Annotated in this window: 14 protein-coding genes; 6 read left to right on the top strand and 8 right to left on the bottom strand. The window is 67.8% G+C overall.

The window, feature by feature from the left end:
* Positions 1-28: 28 nt before the first annotated feature.
* From hrpA to DIZ26_RS08145, 6 genes are all read right to left on the bottom strand, one after another.
* Positions 29-3,949, bottom strand: a complete 3,921-nt coding sequence (gene hrpA, locus DIZ26_RS08120) for an ATP-dependent RNA helicase HrpA (RefSeq protein ID WP_269815376.1) — start codon at positions 3,947-3,949, stop codon at positions 29-31.
* A gap of 585 nt (positions 3,950-4,534) precedes the next feature.
* Complete coding sequence (locus DIZ26_RS08125; RefSeq protein WP_232828196.1) at positions 4,535-4,936, bottom strand: VOC family protein; 402 nt, start codon at positions 4,934-4,936, stop codon at positions 4,535-4,537.
* 332 nt (positions 4,937-5,268) lie between these two features.
* Positions 5,269-5,676, bottom strand: a complete 408-nt coding sequence (locus tag DIZ26_RS08130) for a universal stress protein (RefSeq protein WP_112239061.1) — start codon at positions 5,674-5,676, stop codon at positions 5,269-5,271.
* A gap of 100 nt (positions 5,677-5,776) precedes the next feature.
* Positions 5,777-7,429 (bottom strand): AMP-binding protein, encoded by a 1,653-nt coding sequence (locus DIZ26_RS08135; protein ID WP_232828186.1) that lies wholly within the window; start codon positions 7,427-7,429, stop codon positions 5,777-5,779.
* A 50-nt stretch (positions 7,430-7,479) separates the two neighbouring features.
* Positions 7,480-8,361 (bottom strand): SDR family NAD(P)-dependent oxidoreductase, encoded by an 882-nt coding sequence (locus DIZ26_RS08140; protein ID WP_112239062.1) that lies wholly within the window; start codon positions 8,359-8,361, stop codon positions 7,480-7,482.
* 186 nt (positions 8,362-8,547) lie between these two features.
* Positions 8,548-9,345: an alpha/beta fold hydrolase gene (locus DIZ26_RS08145; RefSeq protein ID WP_112239063.1), complete on the bottom strand. Its 798-nt coding sequence runs from the start codon at positions 9,343-9,345 to the stop codon at positions 8,548-8,550.
* 111 nt (positions 9,346-9,456) lie between these two features.
* Here DIZ26_RS08145 and DIZ26_RS08150 point away from each other — a divergent pair, with 111 nt between their 5' ends.
* Positions 9,457-10,584, top strand: a complete 1,128-nt coding sequence (locus DIZ26_RS08150) for a M24 family metallopeptidase (RefSeq protein WP_112239064.1) — start codon at positions 9,457-9,459, stop codon at positions 10,582-10,584.
* Between the two features lie 34 nt (positions 10,585-10,618).
* Here the strand turns inward: DIZ26_RS08150 and DIZ26_RS08155 are convergent, their stop codons facing one another.
* Positions 10,619-11,608 (bottom strand): GlxA family transcriptional regulator, encoded by a 990-nt coding sequence (locus DIZ26_RS08155; protein WP_112239138.1) that lies wholly within the window; start codon positions 11,606-11,608, stop codon positions 10,619-10,621.
* Positions 11,609-11,678: 70 nt separating this feature from the next.
* Here DIZ26_RS08155 and DIZ26_RS08160 point away from each other — a divergent pair, with 70 nt between their 5' ends.
* The 3 genes from DIZ26_RS08160 (at position 11,679) to DIZ26_RS08170 (ending at position 15,751) form a co-directional block, all read left to right on the top strand.
* Entirely contained in the window at positions 11,679-12,950 is a 1,272-nt protein-coding gene (locus tag DIZ26_RS08160) for an MFS transporter (RefSeq protein WP_232828187.1), read from the top strand.
* Between the two features lie 53 nt (positions 12,951-13,003).
* Positions 13,004-13,483, top strand: a complete 480-nt coding sequence (soxR, locus tag DIZ26_RS08165) for a redox-sensitive transcriptional activator SoxR (protein ID WP_112239066.1) — start codon at positions 13,004-13,006, stop codon at positions 13,481-13,483.
* Positions 13,484-13,627: 144 nt separating this feature from the next.
* Complete coding sequence (locus DIZ26_RS08170) at positions 13,628-15,751, top strand: RecQ family ATP-dependent DNA helicase (RefSeq protein ID WP_112239067.1); 2,124 nt, start codon at positions 13,628-13,630, stop codon at positions 15,749-15,751.
* A gap of 16 nt (positions 15,752-15,767) precedes the next feature.
* On the opposite strand, the gene DIZ26_RS08175 is transcribed toward DIZ26_RS08170, so the two are convergent.
* Complete coding sequence (locus tag DIZ26_RS08175; protein WP_112239068.1) at positions 15,768-16,559, bottom strand: ArsR/SmtB family transcription factor; 792 nt, start codon at positions 16,557-16,559, stop codon at positions 15,768-15,770.
* A 140-nt stretch (positions 16,560-16,699) separates the two neighbouring features.
* On the opposite strand from DIZ26_RS08175, the gene DIZ26_RS08180 reads away from it, so the two are divergent.
* Together DIZ26_RS08180 and DIZ26_RS08185 are read left to right on the top strand one after the other, a co-directional pair.
* Positions 16,700-18,205 carry an SDR family oxidoreductase gene (locus tag DIZ26_RS08180; protein WP_112239069.1) on the top strand — a complete coding sequence of 502 codons (1,506 nt, stop codon included), beginning with the start codon at positions 16,700-16,702 and terminating at the stop codon, positions 18,203-18,205.
* 21 nt (positions 18,206-18,226) lie between these two features.
* Complete coding sequence (locus DIZ26_RS08185; RefSeq protein WP_112239070.1) at positions 18,227-19,018, top strand: GNAT family N-acetyltransferase; 792 nt, start codon at positions 18,227-18,229, stop codon at positions 19,016-19,018.
* The last annotated feature ends 16 nt before the right edge of the window (positions 19,019-19,034 follow it).

Here is a 19,034-nt window from a genome sequence, read left to right on the forward strand (position 1 = left end):
GTCTCCCACTCCTCCGGGGCTGGGTGGCTCAGGCGGTAGTCAGGGCCTTGCGGATTCGTTTGTCGGAGACGGGGTATGGCGTGCCGAGGGTTTGGGCGAAGAGGCTGATGCGGAGTTCTTCGAGCATCCAGCGGACCTCGAGGAGTTCCGGGCTCGGATACTTGCCCGTGGGGACTGCTTTCAGGCGTTTCTCGTACTCCGCGGTCAGCGTGTCCACGATCGCCATCCCGGACCGGTCTCGCATCGCGTTCGCGCCGATCTTGTCCAGTCGCTGCTCGATCCCGCGCAGGTAGCGGACCAGATCGGGCAGTCGCTGCGCACCCGCCTCGGTGATGAAGCCGCGATGTACGAGACCTTCCAACTGACCCCGAACATCGGAGAGCGCGGCCAGCAGGGCCGGACTGGATGCCCGGGAGATCTGCTTGTCGACCGTGCGGGCGTGAGCGAGCACCTGCTCGACCTGCTGGAGGATCTTGAGCACGGTGTCCGCGAGCTCCGAGCGGACGGCATCCCGCAGTACGGAGAAGGCGGTGAGGTTCCAGGCCGGGCCGCCCGCGGCTGCCATCAACTGGTCGACCGCCGCGGAGATCGCGTCGTCGAGCAGGTCACCGACATTGCGGTGCGGTCCGGCCAGCAGGGTCATCTTCTGCTGGTTCGTCAGGTTCCGCTGGACGACGTCGATCACCGAGGGCATCGTCAGCAGCAGGAGCCGTCGTGTGCCGGTCCACATTGCCGCCGCTTGGTCGCGTTCGGTTTCCTGCAACCGGATCGCGACGGTCTTGCCTTCGTCGACCAGCGCCGGGTAGCCGGCGACGGTCAGCCCGTTGCGGTGCTCGGAGAAGGTCTTCGGCAGGTCGCCGAAGGTCCAGTCGGTCAGCCCGGAGCGCTCCAGCCCGCTGACCGCCTTCGACGCCACTTGGGAGATAGCGGCCTTGGTCTTGGGCTTCAGGCGTTCCTTCAGCGCGGCGAGATCCTTGCCTTCGGCCACAGTCTTGCCGTGGTCGTCGACGACCCGGAACGTCATCCGCAGATGCTCCGGGATCCGGCTCCAGTCCCAGTCCTCTGGCTCGATCTGGACGTCACGCAGCGACCGGAACTCGCGTGCCAGTGCGTCCGTAAGCGGCCCCGAACTCTGATCCAGGGCCGGCAACACCCGCCGGGCATGGTCGGGCGCCGGCACGATGTTGCGGCGAACTGCCTTGGGCAACGACTTGATCAGCGCCGTGACCAGCTCCTCGCGGAACCCGGGGACGCTCCACTCGAAACCGTCAGCAGTGACCTGGTTGAGCACCAGCAACGGGATGTGCACGGTGACGCCATCGGCGTCTGTGCCCGGCTCGAATGCGTAGGTGAGATCGAACGTCATCCCGTTCTGCGTCCAGGTGAGCGGGAAATCCCGCTCCTCGATCTCCGCACCCTCACGAACCACCAGCGACCGCTCGAAGTCGAGCAGATCAGGATCGCGCTGCCGCGCCTTCTTCCACCAGGTGTCGAAGTGCCGGCCGGTGACGACCTCTGGGCCGAGCCGCTCATCGTAGAAGGCGAACAGCGTCTCGTCGTCGACCAGCAGGTCGCGCCTCCGGGTCCGTTCCTCGAGCTCCTCGACCTCTTCGATCAGCTTGCGGTTCTCGTGGAAGAACTTGTGGTGCGTGTCCCAGTCGCCCTCGACGAGCGCATGCCGGATGAACAGCTCGCGCGACACCTCGGCGTCGACCTTGCCGTAGTTGACCTTGCGCCGGGCAACGATCGGTACGCCGTACAGGGTGACCTTCTCGTACGCCATCACCGCGCCGGCCTTGCGTTCCCAGTGCGGCTCGGAGTAGCTGCGCTTGATCAAGTGGGCGGCCAGGTCCTCGGCCCATTCCGGCTCGATCTTCGCGTTCACCCGGGCCCACAGCCGCGAGGTCTCGACCAATTCGGCGGCCATCACGAACTGCGGTGGTTTCTTGAACAGACCAGAGCCGGGGAAGATCGCGAACTTGGCGCCGCGCGCCCCGAGGTACTGGTGCTGGTTGGCGGGATCCTTCATGCCGAGGTGCGAGAGCAGGCCCGCCATCAGCGAGATGTGCACGTTCTGCGGGTCGGCGGCGCCGCCGGAGTTGAGCGTGACGCCGATCTGCGCCGCGACCTGGCGGAGTTGGGCGAAGATGTCCTGCCATTCGCGGACGCGGAGATAGTTGAGGTACTCGTTGCGGCACATCCGGCGGAACTGGTTGCCGGAGAGCTCGTTCTGCTGCTTCTTCAGGTAGTTCCACAGGTTGAGGAACCCGAGGAAGTCGGAGTTCGGGTCCCGGAACCGGGCGTGCTGCTGGGTTGCCTGCGCCTCGGCGTCGGTGGGGCGTTCGCGTGGGTCCTGGATCGAGAGCGCGGAGGCGATCACCATCACTTCGCGGACGCAGCCGTGCTTGTCGGCCTCGACGATCATGCGGGCCAGCCGCGGGTCGAGCGGGATCTGAGCCAGCTGCTTGCCGATCGGGGTGAGCCGGCGGTTACGGTCGGACTGGCTCTTGCCGTCGATCGCGCCGAGTTCGGTGAGGAGTTGCAGGCCGTCGGTGATGCTGCGCTTGTCCGGCTCGTCGATGAACGGGAACGCGGCGATGTCGCCGAGCCCGATCGAGGTCATCTGCAGGATGACCGAGGCGAGGTTGGTGCGCAGGATCTCCGGGTCGGTGAACTCCGGCCGGCTCTCGAAATGCTCCTCGGAGTACAGCCGGATGCAGATGCCGTCGCTGGTGCGGCCGCAGCGGCCCTTGCGCTGGTTCGCGCTGGCCTGGGAGACCGGCTCGATCGGCAGGTGCTGAACCTTGGTGCGATGGGAGTAGCGCGAGATCCGCGCAGTACCGGGGTCGATCACGTACTTGATGCCGGGAACCGTCAGCGAGGTCTCGGCGACGTTGGTCGCGAGGACGATGCGGCGGCTGGAGCCGTGCGAGGAGAAGACGCGATGCTGCTCGGCGTTGGACAGGCGGGCGTAGAGGGGGAGGACCTCGACTCCACCGCCCGGTCGGCCGCGCTGTGCGGCGTACTTCTCGTTCAACGCGTCCGCGGTGTCGCGGATCTCGCGCTCGCCGCTGAGGAACACCAGGATGTCGCCGGGCGCCTCGTACTCGAGTTCGTCGACCGCATCCAGGATCGCCTGCGTCTGGTCGCGATCGATCGTGCTCGGGTCGTCGGGGTCGTTGATCGGGCGGTACCGCACCTCGACCGGGTAGGTCCGGCCGGAGACCTCGACGATGGGGGCGGGCTGCCCTTGCGCGTCGGCGAAGTGCTCGGCGAACCGCTCGGGGTCGATCGTCGCCGAGGTGATGATCACCTTGAGATCGGGGCGACGGGGGAGGAGCTGGCGAAGGTACCCGAGGATGAAGTCGATGTTGAGACTGCGCTCGTGCGCCTCGTCGATGATGAGCGTGTCGTACCGGCTCAGGTCGCGATCGCGTTGCAACTCGGCGAGCAGGATGCCATCCGTCATCAGCTTCACCAGAGAGCGCTCACTGACCTTGTCGGTGAACCGTACGGCGTACCCGATGGTCTCGCCGAGTTCGGTGCCGAGCTCCTCGGCGATGCGCTCGGCGACCGTGCGGGCGGCGAGCCGGCGCGGCTGGGTGTGGCCGATCATGCCGTGCACGCCGCGACCTAGTTCGAGACAGATCTTCGGGATCTGAGTGGTCTTGCCGGAACCGGTCTCACCGGCGATCACGACGACCTGGTGGTCCCGGATCGCCGCCGCGATGTCGTCCTTGAGCTGACTGACCGGCAGCTCTTCGGGATAGGAGATCTCCGGTACGGCGAGCCGCCGGCGCTCCACCTTCTGCTCGGCCTGCTCGATCGCGTTCGCGACGCCCTGCAGCGCCTGATCGCGCTTGGCGGTCTCCTTGATGCCGCGAACCCGCTCCAACCGCCGCCCGAGCTGCTCCCGATCCCCAGTCATCACCCCGTCGAGCCGCTTCACCAACTCACCGACCGACAAACTCTCCGAACCCCCACGCGAGTGCGCATCCCCCGAGGCGCCGCGCGAGTGCGCATCCCCCGAGGCGCTGCGCGAGTGCGCGCTCTCTGAGGTGCTGCGCGAGTGCGCGCTATCCGAGGCGCCGCTTGAGGGCGCGCTCTCCGAGGTGCTGCGCGAGTGCGCGCTCTCCGAACCCCCACGCGAGAGTGCATCCCCCGAGGCGCCGCGCGAGTCCGCGGTCTCTGAGGCGCTGCGCGAGTGCGCGCTCTCTGAGGCGCCGCTTGAGGGCGCGCTCTCTGAGGCGCTGCTTGGGTGCCGATCCGCTGGAGCGCTGCGGGGCGGTGCGTCCTCGGAGGTGCTGGCTGGGGGCGCACTCTCCGCACCGGCCGCCGGGCGCGGGGACTTGGGGTTCTTGCCGCGGCGTCGGCGACGGCGTGGCGCCGCACCCTGCGCGGCGGCCGGGTCCGGTGAGGTGGAGGCAACTGGGGAAGGACGCGGCGAATCGGTCCGGGCATCAGGCATGTCGAAGTCCAGTTTAGGCGGCCGACTCCAACCGCTCACGTGGTTTACCCACCGACACCTCGCCCGTCAGCCGCTGAGCGGCTGGACGCGTCGGCGCAGCAGACAGAATTCGTTGCCTTCGGGATCAGCAAGCACATGCCACGGTTCGTCGCCGGTCTGCCCGACATCCGCCCTGCGTGCGCCCGCCGCGAGCAACCGTTCGAGCTCGGCATCCTGATCGGTATCGGTCGGATTCACATCGAAGTGAATCGGAAGTTTGCCCCGCCGCGGCGCAGTACTCCGGTTGAACACCAGAATCGGCGAAGCCCCGCCACCCTCCGGCGGCCCGATCTCCAAATCATCGCCGTCCCAGCGAAGCTCGACATACCCGAGCACCTCACACCAGAAGTCCGCCAGCCGCTGCGGGTCGACACAGTCGATGACAAGCTCAGTAATCCGACAAGCCATGCCCGACTCTAACGCCACCATCCGCACGCCGAACGCCGCCCAATTCCGGCACCTCGAAGTGCGAAACCGGCACGTCGCAGTCGAGCCCGGGCAGAATCCGCGGACTCCTCGATCCGGGCGCCCAGGTCGCCCTGCCGGTCCTGCGGCTGTTAATGGTGTTCGCGGCCGGGACCATCCGATCCGGCCCCCCGGTCTGGGCATCCGCTTCCACCCGGCATCCGATCCGGGCATCCGCTCCCACCCGGCATCCGATCCGGGCATCCGCTCCCACCCGGCATCCGATCCGGGCATCCGCTCCCACCCGGCATCCGATCCGACCGCCGGCAGTTCGGGCGGCCGGTTGGCCTCGGGGGTCAGTCGTCGCGTGAGGTGGGGACCTTGACGGCGAGGACCGGGACGGGGGCTTCGAGGAGTACGCGCTGTGCGGTGCTGCCGAGGATGAGTTTGCCGACCGGACTCCGGCGGCGCAGGCCGAGAACGATCAGGCCGACCTCCTCCTCGGCTGCGGCCTTCAGAAGCTCCCCGGCGACGTCGCCGCTACCGACTGCTTGTTTGATCGTCACCTCGACGCCCCGCTCGCGAAGCTTCGTCTCGGCCGCGGCCAGCTCCTCGGAGTTGGCGTACCGGTTGTCGAGAAACGTGTCACCACGGCTGGTGTTGAGCAACAGGATGGAAGCCCCACGCAACAGAGCCTCCGCGCCCGCCGCCTCGAGAGCAGCCTCACCTTCAGGCGTCGGCACGTACCCGACCAGGATCTTCATACCTCCACTCTCCCATCACCCCCGTTCAACCCCCCGAACCCGCTCCGCACCAACGCACCCAACCCCCGCAAGAGATCCCCCACGGACTGCTTGCTTGGTGTCAGGTGGTGGGGAGTTCTCGGCGGAGGACTTTTCCGGTGGCGTTGCGGGGCAGGGTGTTGAGGAGGACCACTTTGCGAGGCGCCTTGTAGCGGGCGAGGTTCGAGCGGACGTACTCGATCAGCTCGTCGGGAAGCGCGTCTCGCGAGGCGTCGTCCGACGGTACGACGTACGCGATCAGGCGCTGGCCGAATTCCTCGTCCGGAACGCCGACCACGGCCGCGTCGATCACACCCGGGTGGCTCATCAGGCAGTCCTCGACCTCGACCGGGTACACGTTTTCGCCGCCGGAGACGATCATGTCGTCCTCGCGTCCGTCGACGAAGAGCCGCCCGGCGGCGTCCAGATGGCCGAGATCGCCCGTGCTCATCCGTCCGTCCACCACGGTCTTGCTACTGCCGTCGGAATACCCACCGAACACCAATCCGCCACCCGCGAAGATCCGCCCAGCCTCGCCGACCGGCAGCACCTGATCGTCTTCGCCAAGGATCCGCACCGAACTCCCGAGACACGGCCGGCCGACAGTGCCAGGTGCGGCCGCCAAGTCCGCCGACGTGGCGATTGTCGCGATGCCGATCTCGCTGGACCCGTACGCGTCGGACAGGATCGGCCCGAACTGCGCGATGAACCGCTCGGCCAACGCGGGACCGAGGGCGGACGCGCCCGAGATGACCGCCCGCAGCGAACTGAGGTCGTAACCGGCGATCCAGGCCGGTCCGAGCGCGAGCATCCGTTGCAGCATGACCGGTACGGCGACGACGGATCCCGCCCGATTCGCCTCGATCGAGGCGAGCACGGCCGCGGCGTCGTACCGGCGGGCCAGGACCAGCGGCGAGCCGAGGAACAAAGCGAGCATCGAGGTGAGCAGGCCGAGGCCGTGGAACAGCGGCGGGCAGATCACCATCGGCTCACCGGCGCGAAGGCCGATTCGGTCCAGCATGCTCGCGGTGAGTCCGATCAGCCCGGCCGCGGTCGGCGCTCGGGGCGCGGCCTTCGGCGTACCGGTGGTGCCCGACGTCAGGATGGTGATGTGTCCCGGCTTGTCCGGCACAGGCGGGGGAGGCGCCGAACCGGCTGCCAGCTCGTCGAGTCCGACTGCGCTGGACTGGTCCTTCCACCCCAGCAGGGTAGGCAGTTCGGCATCGATCGCGAACTCCTCGTCGTGGATCAGCAGATCCGGCTGATGCTTCTTGAGCACGGCCTTCAATTGCGGCGCGGCGAACTCGGTGTTCACGAACAGCACGTCCGCGCCGAGCCGAGAGGTCGCCAGCGTCGCTTCGAGGAAACCGCGGTGGTTCCGGCAGAGCACCGCAACCTTGCTACCGGCAACAATCCCGTACTGCGCGTGCAACTCGGCAGCCTGCTGCGAACAGCGCTGGTCGAGCTCCCGGTAGGTCAAGCTGCCGCGCTCGTCGATCACGGCGTTCTGATCCGGGTACCTGATCGCCGCCACGGCTCCGAGCGCCGCCATCGACTGACCCCACTGCCGAAGCGCCCGCTCGATCGGCAACAGCTGCGACGGCCGCACCGATCGCCACACCCCTGACCGGATCAACCCGACCGATACCCCCGCGGCCTCGGAAGCACTACGAACCAGCCACTCCGGCGGCCGCATCGGCCCGATCGGCCGCGGCATCATCCCCGCTCGCCCCATCGACCTCATCTCCGCTCGACCACGGTCTACTTCTGATCGTCCTGGTGACGTCATGGCTTGCGCTTCGGCTTGTCGGTACGGCGGAAATACTGCTCGAGCAACCGGTCCGTTGGCACCCGGAGCATGTTGCCGATGGCATCGGCCGGGCGAACGAAGGGCGGCGTGATGTTGTGCGGCTTGTTGGCGACGGCCGCACACACTTGGTCGGCCGCCTGCTCGGGACTCAACCCTGGCAGCTGATTGAGCAGCGGAGTCGGTGAACTCATCCTCGTGTGAACCAGCCCCATGTAGACGGTCGATGTCGTCACTCTGTCGTTCCGGACCTCTTGCGACACGCAGCGCAGCCAGACATCGAACGCACTCTTCGAAGCCAGGTATGCCGACCAGCGCGCCATCGGTGGCGTGCGCACCCCAGCCGTCGACACGTTGACGATGTGCCCGGACCGGCGCTCGCGCATGGACGGCAGCAACTCCAGCACGAGCTTGGCCGGCCCGAGATAGTTCACGGAGTTCGTCCGCTCGATGTCGTGGAACCGCTGGTAGGAGTCCGCGACCGACCGCCTGATCGACTTGCCGGCGTTGCTCACCAGCACGTCGACGTGCCCGTGATCGGCCAGCACGCCGGCGACGAGTTGCTCGATCGACGCGGTGTCCGCCAGGTTCGCCGGATAGTCGAACGCCTTCCCGCCGTCCGCGCGGATCTCGTCGGCGACGACCTTCAACTGTTCCGCGGTCCGCGCGACGAGGAGCACCGTCGCGCCCGCCCGCGCCAGCCGCTTGGCCGTCGCCTCACCGATCCCGTACGACGAGCCGGTCACCATCACGACCTTGCCGCCCACCGCCGCAGCGAGCCGGTCGTCGGCAACCCGGCTGCGCCCATTGGTCAGCGCGACGAGCAGAGGCCAACCCAACGGACGCTTCCGAGTCACCATGCCCCGACATTACCGGCTAGTAGCCAATCTCGGCAGAGGCAGCTTGGAGCAATTCCCGCGCTTCGGTAGCCGCCCACCACCAGCGACACCGGTCCGCCGGATGACGCCGGCCGTGGTCGAGGCCGGTCATGTCGGAGGCTGAGCTGTTGCCACCTCGGCAAGCCGCGCAGCGCCAGTCGGGCGGCCTCAGTTGGCCTCCCTGGCGATGCGTTCCAGCCAGTCGCGGAGCAGGACCCCCATCAGGCCCGCCTGCTCGATCTGGAGATTGTGTCCAGCCCGGTCCAGCACGGCGTAGGTGGCGCGTGGGTAGTGGGGAAGCAGCGCGTACTGATCGGCGTACCCGGTGATGGAGTCTTGCCGCCCGCACAGGACCAGCGTCGGGCGCTCGTACACCGGGCCGCTCTCCGGCGCGACCGTCAGCGCCCAGTTCTTCCGGATCCTCTCCATCGCCTCGGTGTCGGCAGCGTCCAGGCCGGGCATCACATCCGCGCGGTACTGCTGGAGAGTCTCGGCCGTCTGGATCACGGCAATCTCGGTGAAGTCCTCGACCTCTTGTGGACTGAGCGATTCGACCAGTCCGGGGTCGACCTCCAGAACCACATGGTCGGGAACGGTCCGCTCGGCATGCTCGAGTGCCACCCCGATGGGACAGATCAGCCCGAGCCCGAGCACCTGCGCCGGCCGTTGCGCGACCAGGCCGCGCGCGAGATATCCGCCGTACGACTCACCGATGACCGCGAACGGTTCGTCGCCGATCTCTGTGTCGATGAACTCGATCAGCGCGGCCATGATCCCGTCGGAGCTGTCGATGGTCCCGGCTGGGCTGGCGCCCATCCCAGGGAGGTCGGGATAGAGCCTTCGGTAGCCCGGAACGTCGGCGAAGAAGGGCTCGAGTGGCCCGGTCATCAGCCGGTGATCCGGTGTCCAGCCGTGCAGAGCGAGGACCGGAGTGCCTTCTCCGTGGGAGACGTGGTGAAGCGTCATGGTCGTGCCTTTCCGTGCGCGAAGCAGGCCGGTCTCGGGGTGGCGATCCAGCTGGCAGAAGTTCTAACAACTCGCTCCGACAATTTCCGCGAGCTCGCCTAGTCTCGACCCATGTCCTCACGTTCATTGCATCTCCAGACCCCTGACGTCACCGTCCTGCGTGGGCGGTTGGAGCGAGCGAAGGAGGCCGCCGCCGGCACCGGACTCCTGATCGCCCCCGGCTCGGATCTGCGCTACCTGATCGGCCAGGCGGGCGGTTCCTGGGAGCGGCTGACCACGCTCGTCATCCCCGCCGACGGCGACCCGGCACTCGTAGTACCGAAGATGGAGGCGCCCGGTTTCGCCGACGTGCCGGCCGATGACCTCGGGATCGAGGTTCTCACCTGGGTCGACGGCGACGATCCGTACGCCGTGGCCGCGGCGCGCCTGGGTGGGTCGAAGCGGGTCGCGGTGAGCGACTGCACGCCTGCCCTCCACGTCCTGGCCTTTCGCGAGGCGCTGCCCGGCGTCGACCAGGTGCTCGCCGGGCCGATCGTGCGAGAGCTACGGATGCGCAAGGAAGCGGCCGAGATCGACGCCCTGCGCGAGGCGGGTGCCGCGATCGATCGTGTTCACGCGCGCGTCGGCGAATGGTTGCGAGCCGGCCGGACCGAGGCCGAGGTGGGAGCCGACATTGCCGCGGCGATCGTCGAGGAGGGCCATCTGAGCGCCGACTTCGTCATCGTCGGCAGTGGACCGAACGGGGCCAGCCCGCATCACGATGTCTCCGACCGGGTGATCGAGCCGGGCGACGTCGTGGTGGTGGACATCGGCGGGCCGATCGCATCGGGGTACAACTCGGATTCCACTCGCACGTACTGCGTGGGAGAGCCGCGCGAGGCCGACGTACTCGCGACCTATGCAGTCCTCCAGGAGGCGCAGCAGGCAGCCGTCGATGCTGTGCGTCCGGGGGTCACCGCGGAGTCGATCGACCAGGCTGCCCGGGAGGTGATCGCGGATGCTGGGCTCGGTGAGTTGTTTATCCACAGGACCGGTCATGGGATCGGCCTCGACGTGCACGAAGAGCCGTACATTGTCAGTGGGAACGAGCTAATTCTCGAACCAGGCATGGCTTTCAGCGTCGAGCCAGGCATCTATTCCGACGGCAGATGGGGGGCACGAATCGAAGACATCGTGGTGGTCACAGACACCGGCGTGGAGTCTTTCAACCAACGCCCCCACACCCTGACGATCGTCTGATCGCGTACTGCGGGTCGCGGGCCGGCGCGGGCTGTCAGCCCGCGCGGAACGTTTTGCGGTAGGCCAGCGGGGAGACGCCGAGTTCGGTGCGGAGGTGGTGGCGTAGCGACGCCGCCGTACCGAGGCCGGCCGATTCCGCCACGCGGTCGACCGAGAGGTCCGTCGTCTCCAGCAGGTGGCACGCGTGCCGGACGCGTTGCTGCAGCAACCACGTGCCGGGGGACTGACCCGTCTCGGCCTTGAACCGTCGGCTGAACGTCCGCACGCTCATCCGCGCTTGTGCGGCCAACGTGCTGAGGCTCAGTTCCTGGTCAAGTCGTTCGAGCGCCCATGCCCGCGTCGGACCGGTTCCCTCGGTGCCCTCATCAGGCATCACCCGCTCGATGTACTGCGACTGCCCGCCGTCACGCCACGGCGGTACGACGCAGTGCCGGGCGGACCGATTCGCGGCCTCGCTCCCGAAGTCGCGCCGCACGAGATGGAGGCAGAGATCGACCCCGGCTGCCAGGCCGGCTGACGTGATGATGTCGCCGTCGTCGATGAAGAGGAGGTCTTCGTTGAGCAGCACCTTCGGATAGAGAGACCGGAACAGGTCAGCGCGCTGCCAGTGCGTGGTCGCCGGCCGGCCGTCGAGCAGCCCGGCCGCGGCGAGCACGAACGCGCCTGTACAGATCGAAGCGATCCGGGTGCCCGGACGGATCAGTGCGAGCGCTTCGGCGACGTCGTCCGGCAGGGTGCCCTCGTGCCGCGGCTGGGGGATGTACGTGCCCGGGATGATCACTGTGTCGGCGTCGGCCAGCGCTTCCATGCCGTAGTCGGGGACCAGCGAGAACCCCGCGGCGGCGCGGACGGGCGCTGTGGTCAGCCCGCAGATGCGCACGTCGTACAGGGGCGTGCCGTCGGAGCGGGTGGCGCTGCCGAAAACGGTCGGCGGGATGGTGAGGTCGAAACCGACCACCGGTTCGAGTGCGAGCACGGCGATCCGGTGCGGCTTGACCGCGTGCAGGTGGCTGGAGGAGGCCATGGCCATATCTTGACACATGGTGGCATTCCGGCCACTGTTGGCGGGCGGGAAATTCCGGCATCCTCGCCGGGTGACAGTGATTCTGGAGAAGAAGACCGCCCGGCTGCACCGCGCCTGGCCGGTCGCCGCCGTCGGTTTCATCACCTTGATCGGGGCCGCCGGCTTCCGTTCGGTGCCGAGTGTGCTGATCGACCCGTTGCACGAGGAGTTCGGCTGGTCGCACGCCACGATCTCCGCCGCGGTGTCGATCAACCTGATGCTGTTCGGCCTGATCTCGCCGTTCGCCGCCGCGCTGATGGACAAGCTCGGCCTGCGCCGGGTCGTCAGCGGAGCGCTGGTACTGATCGCGCTCGGTAGCGGCCTCACGATCTTCATGACGTCGTCCTGGCAGCTCCTGCTCTGCTGGGGACTCCTTGTCGGCGTCGGGACCGGCTCGATGTCGATGACATTCGTCGCCACCATCACTGGTCGCTGGTTCGTGGAGCGTCGGGGGCTCGTCACCGGCATCCTGACTGCGGCCGGTGCTACTGGTCAGCTGGTCTTCCTGCCGCTGATCGCAAGGCTTGCTGCCTCGTACGGGTGGCGGGTGCCTGCCTTGGTCGCTGCCGGCGCCGCGCTGTCCGTAGTGCCGCTCGTGCTGCTGTTCCTGCGGGACTACCCGAGCGATGTGGGTCTGCGGGCGTACGGAGCTCCCGAGGGAAGCACCGCCGGGCAGCGCGTGGAGACGACGGGGAACAGCGCGATGCGAGCGTTGAGCGCTCTGTGGACGGCTATGCATCGGCCGGCGTTCTGGATGCTGGCGGGCGGGTTCGCGATCTGTGGTGCCTCGACGAACGGGCTGGTCGGTACACACTTCGTCACCGCCGCGCACGACCACGGGATGCCGGCGACCACGGCTGCTTCGCTGCTCGCTCTGGTTGGCGTCTTCGATGTCGGCGGCACGATCGTGTCTGGCTGGCTGACGGACCGGTGGGATCCGCGGTACTTGTTGATCGCCTATTACTCGCTGCGCGGCCTGTCACTGCTCGTGCTGCCTTCGCTGCTCGGCCCGACCGCCCAGCCGAGCGTGTGGGTCTTCATCATCTTCTACGGTCTCGACTGGGTCGCTACCGTGCCTCCGACCGTCGCGCTCTGCAGGGAGTGGTTCGGCGTGGACGGCCCGATCGTGTTCGGCTGGGTCTTCGCGTCGCACCAGATCGGCGCGGCCATCGCGGCGACCGGCGCGGGAGCGATCCGGGATGCGCAGGGCAGCTACAACCTGGCCTGGTACCTCGCCGGCGGGCTGTGCGCGGCGGCCGCTTTGATGTCCGCGAGCGTCGGCAGGCGCCTGGCTCCGGCCTGAGGATGTCGGCTAGCCTCGACATTGGTTGAGGTCTGACATCGGAGAGGGCACGCGTGGACATCGAGCCGGGTGAGCTGACGGTCGGGCAGTTGGCGGAACGCAGCGGGGTCGCCGTCTCGGCACTGCATTTCTACGAACGGCAGAACTTGATCGTCAGCCGGCGTACGTCCGGCAACCAGCGAAGGTACAAGCGGGACACGCTGCGCCGCGTCGCGCTCATCCGGATCGCGCAACGAGTCGGCGTACCGCTGGCTGAGGTGGCTGCAATCCTCGCGCTGCTGCCGGACAACCGGACGCCGACGCGGAAGGACTGGGAGCGCATCTCCGAGTGCTGGCAGGCGGAGCTCGACAAGCGCATCCTGCATCTCGAACAGTTGCGCAACGATTTCAAGGACTGCATCGGCTGCGGTTGCCTCTCGCTCGACCGTTGCGCTTTGGCCAACCCGTACGACGTACTCGCGGGGCAGGGCTCCGGGCCACGGCGACTCGTCGACTCGGCAGGGGAGCCATGCCACCCGGGATCTTGCCGCTGAGCTGACGGGCGTCTTCGAGTCGGCGGCTTCGTGCAACCAGTCACTTGTGCCGGACCTGCTGCTCGATCAGGCTCCATCCTTGTTATCCACAGGCTCGAGCCGGCGGCGAGCGAACTGGGGGTGGAGGCGTCTAGGGTCGTCGGCATGGGTGAACTGCTGAAGTTGTCGGACGAACGGGCGAGTACCGCGGCGGGCGTGATCCGCGCGATCGCCGGTGACGCCGCCCGGTTGCGGGAGGACCAGGAGACCGCGGTCGCAGCGTTGTGCGAGCCGAACGCGCGAGTCCTCGTCGTGCAGGCGACCGGGTGGGGCAAGTCGGCCGTCTACTGGGCAGCGACTGCGATTCGCAGGTCCGAAGGCGCCGGGCCGACGTTGGTGGTTTCACCACTGCTTTCACTGATGCGCGACCAGGTCGGCGCCGCGGCTCGCGCAGGACTCCGGGCCGCGACGCTCAACTCCTCGAACGTCGACGAATGGTCCGGAATCGAGAACGACCTGCGATCGGGCGCGATCGACGTACTGCTCGTCTCTCCCGAGCGGTTGGCCAATCCTGGCTTCGGCCGGCGGGTGCTCGACGGCCTCGCCGGACAGATCGGTCTGCTCGTCATCGATGAAGCGCACGCCGTGTCGGACTGGGGGCACGACTTCCGGCCGGACTACCGCCGGGTGTCCGATGTGCTCCAGAAGCTGAACCCGCAGACACCGGTCCTCGCAACGACCGCGACCGCGAATGCCCGAGTGACGGACGACGTGGCGCACCAACTGGGCCAGTCGACTCTCGTACTCCGCGGGCCGCTTGCCCGGTCGAGTCTCCAACTCGCCGTCGTGGACGCGTTGTCCCCGCTGGACCGCTTCGCCTGGGTGGTCGATCAACTGCCGAAGTTGCCAGGATCGGGCATCGTCTACACGCTGACCGTCTCCGACGCGCAGCGCCTGGCCGCCGCCATCCAGGAGGTCCATGGCGCCGCGGTGCCTGTCGCGGCGTACACGGGCGGGCTGGAAGCGTCCGAGCGCGAGTACCTCGAAGACGCCTTGCGGGGCAACAATCTGAAGGCGTTGGTGGCGACGTCGGCGCTGGGCATGGGGTACGACAAACCTGACCTCGGGTTCGTCGTGCACGTGGGCTCGCCGCCGTCGCCGGTTTCGTACTACCAGCAGGTCGGGCGTGCGGGACGTGGAATCGACCACGCGGTCGTCGCGCTACTGCCGTCGCCTGCGGACGCGGGGGTTTGGGACTACTTCGCCACAGCGACGATTCCGGTGCCTGAGCAGGTGAACCGACTGCTTCGCGGGCTTGAGGCTTACGGCCCGGATCAGCCGGCCACGGTGCCTTCCCTCGAAGCGGAAACCGGGCTGCGTCGGGGGCGGGTCGAGCTGATGCTGAAGCAGTTGGCGGTGGACGGCGCGGTTGAGCGGGTGGAACGCGGCTGGATCCGGACGGCAACCGACTGGACGTTCGACGCGGACCACTACGACGGCATCGTCGCCGTACGGCGTCGCGAGGCGGACATCATGCGGGCCTACACCCGCGGCGAACGTTGCCTGATGCAACTTCTGCAGGAGTCGCTGGACGACCCGTCGGCCGAGCGCTGCGGGCGGTGCTCCGTCTGCCTCGGACTGTTGCCGGATCCCCTGACGGCGAAGCCCGATCCGGAGACCGTGCAGGCGATCACCCGGTTGCTGCGCGGCGAGACGCACGTGCTGGAACCACGCAAGATGTGGCCCGGGGGAGCGTTCGGTGCGAAGGGGAAGATTCCGCCGGCGTTGATGGCCGAGCCGGGGCGCACGGTGGTGTTCGCCGATGCTCCCGAGTGGCGTGAGGTGATCAGCGAGACCTTCAACTCCGGGACCGGGGGAGACCCGGCGGCCATGGACGCGCTGAAGGCAGGCTGCGTCGCGGCTCTGTCTCGCTGGCGCGACGCGTGGTCGCGCCGGCCGGAGGTTGTCGTCACGCTACCGGCGGCGGGCTATCGCTGGCTGACCACCGAGATCGCCGTTCACCTCGCTGAGATCGGCCGCCTCGAACGAGCCGAACTCACAGTCAACTCAACCGGCTTCGCCGACGACCTCTCCTCTGCCGAAGAGGCCCGCGTGTGGCGAGACGGCGTCAGCGTCGACCCCACCACCGCTCAGGCGATCATCGGCAAGTCGGTCCTCCTGGTCGTCGACGCCTCGTCCTCCCAATGGCCCATCACAGTCGCCGCCGCCAAGCTCCGCGAGTCCGGCGCCGACGCAGTACTCCCTCTCCTGATCCATCGGAAGCCCTGACCCACACCAAAGCCACTCACACCTCGACTGCCGGAGCCGGGGTGAGGGACTCCGTGAAGGACTTGAGGTCGGAGATGAGGCGGGTCCAGCCGTCCTCGATCATGGGGCGGATGGCGCTGTCCGGTTCGAAGCCGCTGTGGATGACGGTCAGTTTGACCTGATCTCCGTCCGGCTCGAGGTCGAAGCTCACCCGCGACAGCGGTTCGGCGGCGGTCTTGGCGCGCAGCTCGTCGTCCATCTCGACGGCCTCGGCGAACTCCGGCGTGATGCGGTGCCAGGTGAACGCGAGCCGCCGGTACGGATCGTGCTCCAACACGACCTGGCCCTCCCCGGCCATCGTCACGTTGCCCATCTTCCACTCCATCGGCGAGCCGACCTGCCAGTCGGTGTCGTGGTAGAGCCCCCAGTACTGCTTGGTGAACTCGGGATCCGTGAGCGCCTGCCATAGCCGCTCCGGGGTCGTCTTGATGTACGTCGTGTAGACGAAGTCGTTCATGGTCTCCTTCTCCAAGGTCATCTTGAGGTTGGCGAACAGTTGCACGCGCCGCCGGTCGTACTGCGTGATCCAGCGGTCGGCGATGGCGTTGATCGGTTCCGCGTTCAGGAAGTGCAACTTCTCCCGTCCGCGCCGGACCGTGGTGACGAGGTTCGCCGCTTCAAGGACGGCGAGGTGCTTGCTGACCGACTGCCGAGCCATCTCCAGCCCGGCGCAGAGGTCTCGCAGCGTCTGCCCGTTCCGCTGGTTCAGGTTGTCGAGCAGCCGCCGCCGGCTCGGATCAGCCAGCGCCCGGAACACTTCGTCGTCCATCCCCACTCCCGCTCCAACAGGCAGCCGTTCAGCTGCCTTTTCACAATAGGCAGCCAGTTGGCTGCATGTCAACAACCGGTACGAGCAAGCCGCTGGGGAGTCGCATGTTCCGACCTTGCGGCGGGCACCAGTGAGCACCTATGGAGAAACCACTGGTCCTCGTCACGGGAGTCACCGGCTACATCGGTGGTCGCCTCGTTCCCGAACTGCTCGAAGCCGGGTTCCGCGTCCGCGCGATGGCTCGCAATCCCCAGCGGCTGCGGGACCGAGACTGGTTCGGCGACGTCGAGGTGGTCGAGGCGGATGCGGGCGATCCCGAGCAGGTCGCGGCCGCGCTCCAGGGCGTCGACATCGCCTACTACCTGATCCACGCGCTCGGCACCGGCAACCGCTTCGAATCGCGGGACCGGCACACGGCCTTGACGTTCGGTACCGCCGCCCGCGAGGCCGGCATACGGCGGATCGTCTATCTCGGCGGGCTCTATCCGCAGGGCGAGGAGTTGTCGCCGCACCTGGATTCGCGCCGTGAGGTCGGCGAGATCCTGCTCGCCTCAGGTGTTCCGACGACCGTACTGCGGGCCGCGGTGATCCTCGGGTCAGGGTCGGCGTCCTTCGAGATGCTGCGGCATCTCACCGACCGGCTGCCGTTCATGGTCACACCGCGCTGGTTGGGGACCCGGATCCAGCCGATCGCCGTCCGGGACGTCCTGCTCTACCTGGTCGGTAGCGCCTCGATGCCGGCCGAGGTCAGCCGCGGATTCGACATCGGCGGCCCGGACGTCCTCACCTATCGCGACATGATGCAGCGGTACGCCGCGGTCGCCGGGCTCCAGCCGCGCCGCATCGTGACCCTGCCGCTCCTGACTCCCTCGCTGTCCAGCCATTGGGTCGGGCTCGTGACGCCGGTGCCCAGCAGCATCGCCAGGCCCCTCGTGGACAGTTTGATCCACGAGGTGGTGTGCAAGGAGCACGACATCGCGCAGTACGTCGCCGATCCCGAGGCCGGCCTGATCGGGTTCGATCGGGCGGTGGAGCTTGCGTTGAAACGGGTGCAGGAGTTCGACGTCAGCACCACCTGGGCTTCCGCGTCCACGCCGGGTGCGCCGAGCGATCCGCTGCCAGGTGACCCCGATTGGTCGGGCGGCTCCTTGTACGTGGACGAGCGGGAGAGCGCTGTCTCGGCGACTCCGGAGCGACTCTGGTCGGTGATCGAAGGGATCGGCGGCGGCAACGGCTGGTACTCCTGGCGGCTCGGCTGGTGGGCCAGGGGAGTGCTCGACCGAGTGTTCGGCGGTCCAGGTCTTCGCCGTGGCCGGCGCAATCCGCAGGATCTGTCCGTCGGCGACCCGCTCGACTGGTGGCGGGTCGAGGAGATCGAGGACCTGAAGCTGCTCCGGCTCCGCGCGGAGATGAGGCTGCCCGGACTCGCCTGGCTGGAACTGATCGTCGACACCGACGCCGACGGGAACACGATCTTCCGGCAGAGAGCGCTCTTCCATCCGCACGGCCTGCCCGGTCACCTGTACTGGAACGCGATCAAGCCGTTCCACGGCATCGTGTTCGGCGGCATGCAGCGCAACATCGCCGAAGCCGCCCAGCGCAGCGCCGGATCCGCTCAATGGAAAGCGTCCCGGAAATCGTCTTGACGGTGGCCGCACCATGGGAGGGTGGACATCAGCAGCCTGGGCTACCGAACCGATTTGAGACTCCTCGAACTGGCCGGGAGCGAGGTGATCGATCGAGGCGAGTACGTCGTGGCGCGGACGCCTCGCAACCCGGCCTTCTGGTGGGGCAACTTCCTGCTCTTCCGTACGCCGTTCGGGCCCGGTGGCACGACGAAACGCCTGGCGTTGTTCCAGAGCGAATTTCCCGAGGCGAAGCATGTTGCCTTGGGCATCGACAGCGTGGACGGAGTGGTCGGCGCCGAAGACGAGCTACTGGCCGCCGGCATCCAGCTGGAGCGGAACTCGGTGATGACCGCCTCGCGCGTGATCGAACCGGCGCGGCCGAACGAAGCCGCGGAGTACAGGCAGCTGACGGGCGACGGGGACTGGGGGCAGCTGACCGGGTTGTCTTTGGCCTCCGCCACGATGACGGTCGACCAGGCGTACGAGGACTTCTGCCGAGGTCGTACCCGGTCTGCTCGTGAACTGGTCGAGTCCGGGCAGGGATTCTGGTTCGGGGCGTTCGAGGGCGAGCGGTTGCTGGCATCTCTCGGTCTGGTGCCCGACGGTCAGGGCGCTGCCCGGTTCCAGAACGTGCAGACGCATTCCGAGGCGCGCAACCGGGGACTGGCGAGCACGTTGGTGCACCGGGCGGCGGCGTACGGGCTGAACGAGCTGGGGGCGAAGACACTGGTGATGGTCGCCGATCCCGAATACGTTGCCATCCGCATCTATCGCGCCCTGGGCTTCGAGGACACCGAGACGCAGATCCAGCTCGTGAGGCCCGCTTCCTGAGGCATGAAAGGGTTGG

The sequence above is a fragment of the Kribbella monticola genome, assembly GCF_003261635.1.
GTDB lineage: Bacteria > Actinomycetota > Actinomycetes > Propionibacteriales > Kribbellaceae > Kribbella > Kribbella monticola.